The organism is Pseudomonas asplenii (assembly GCF_001293465.1).
GTDB lineage: Bacteria > Pseudomonadota > Gammaproteobacteria > Pseudomonadales > Pseudomonadaceae > Aquipseudomonas > Aquipseudomonas fuscovaginae_B.
Genome location: NZ_JSYZ01000036.1, coordinates 1 through 1,963, shown reverse-complemented (window position 1 = coordinate 1,963; position 1,963 = coordinate 1). Strand labels below are relative to the sequence as shown.

The 1,963-nt window shown below is 60.2% G+C and carries 2 protein-coding genes; both read left to right on the top strand.

Annotation, left to right across the window (positions count from 1 at the left end):
- Nucleotides 1-84: 84 nt before the first annotated feature.
- Nucleotides 85-1,110, top strand: a complete 1,026-nt coding sequence (gene istA, locus PF66_RS30615; RefSeq protein WP_054064773.1) for an IS21 family transposase — start codon at nt 85-87, stop codon at nt 1,108-1,110.
- A complete protein-coding gene (gene istB, locus PF66_RS30610) occupies nt 1,107-1,889 on the top strand; it encodes an IS21-like element helper ATPase IstB (protein ID WP_054064772.1) in 783 nt (260 codons plus the stop codon). The genes istA and istB overlap by 4 nt, the downstream gene beginning before the upstream one ends.
- Nucleotides 1,890-1,963 lie beyond the last annotated feature (74 nt).

Here is a 1,963-nt window from a genome sequence, read left to right as displayed (position 1 = left end):
TGTCACCGCCAATGTAAAACTGACCCCCTAACGCCAACGCAAATTTGACCCCCTGGGCCATCATGGCGGCTTTGAGCTGCCGAGATGTTGACCCAGGAGCAGTCAGTGGAAATCAGGGTATTGGCCCGTCAGGGCATGGGCATCAAAACCATCGCGCGCACGCTGGGCTTGTCGCGCAACACCGTGCGCAAGTACCTGCGTGGCGAAGCCGAGTCGCCGCGCTATACAGGCCGAGCAGCGCGTCCAGAGAAGCTCGACCCGTTCAAGGCTTATCTGCAAGAACGCGTGGAAGCGGCCCGGCCACATTGGATTCCTGCGACGGTGCTATTGCGTGAAGTCCAGGCACAAGGCTACACAGGCGGCATCAGCCGGCTCAAATCCTACCTGGCACCGTTCAAATGTCCGCGTCATGACTCTGTGGTGCGCTTCGAGACGGCGCCCGGTCAGCAGGTGCAAGTCGATTTCACCACCATCCGCAGGGGCAGTAACCCGCTCAAGGCATTCGTCGCCACGCTGGGCTACAGCCGCGTCACTTTCGTCCGCTTCGGTGCCCGCGAAGACAGTGATGCATGGCTGGACGGCTTGCGTGAGGCTTTTGTTTATTTCGGCGGGGTACCCGAGGAGGCGCTGTTCGACAACGCCGGAGCGATCATCCTGGAGCGCGATGCCTATGGCGAAGGTCTGCATCGCTGGCATCCCCGGTTATTGGCGCTGGCCGACGAATATGGCTTTCGTCCTCGTGTTTGTAGGCCCTATCGGGCCAAGACCAAAGGCAAGGTCGAGCGCTTCAACGGCTACCTCAAGGGCAGTTTCATTACACCATTGGCGGCCACGCTCAAGAGCGCGGGATTACCGTTGGATGTGGCCACCGCCAATGCGCATATTGGTCGTTGGCTCGACGAAATCGCGCACCAGCGGATACATGGCACCACCGGTGTAAAACCGGCAACTCGCCTGGCTGAAGAACGTGATGTCTTGCTGCCCCTACCAGCCTGCCGGGTGACGAGCGCACCGACGATCACCTCGTTGCGCCTGGGACGGGTTCTACCGCATGAGAGCTTGCAGCACCCGCTTTCGGTCTATGATGAGTTACTGGAGTTGAGCCGATGAACCTGCAGCATGCCCGCATCATCGAACTGTGCCAACAGCTCAAGCTTGAACGGATGGCGGTGGACTGGGCGGGCCTGGCACAACAAGCCGCGACTCAGGAACAGAGCTTCGCCGATTTCCTGGAGCAGTTGCTGCGCGCTGAAGCTGAGGCACGCCTTGAGCGCTCGCGCCAGACATTGCTGAAGATGGCGACATTGCCTGCGCTCAAGACGTTGGAGCAGTACGATTTCGCGTTTGCCAGCGGTGCGCCGCGAGCGCAACTGCAGGAGTTGGCCGGGCTGAGCTTCGTCGAACGTGCCGAGAACATCGTCCTGCTCGGCCCCAGTGGCGTAGGCAAAACGCACCTGGCTTGCGCCCTGGCCTATCGCGCGACCCAGGCGGGTATCAAAACCCGTTTCATCACCGCCGCTGACCTGATGCTGCAACTGGCAGCGGCCCATCGACAGGATCGCCTGAAAGAGTATTTCAACCGTGCGGTGATGGGGCCTCGGTTGTTGGTCATCGACGAAATTGGCTACCTGCCTTTCGGTCGCGATGAAGCCAACCTGTTCTTCAACGTGGTCGCCAGGCGCTACGAGCGCGGCAGCATGATTCTGACCAGCAACCTGCCGTTTACCCAGTGGGCTGGCACCTTTGCGGATGACCAGACGCTGACGGCCGCGATGCTGGATCGGTTGCTACACCACGCACACATCGTGCAGATCTCGGGCGACAGCTATCGCCTCAAGGACAAACGCAGGGCGGGTACCAGCCCGACCAGGGCAGAGAAAACCGTTTAGAAACAGGCCAAGGGGGTCAAATTTCAGTTGGCGAAAAATGAGGTAGAGGGGTCAGTTTTGGGTTGGCGTTGACA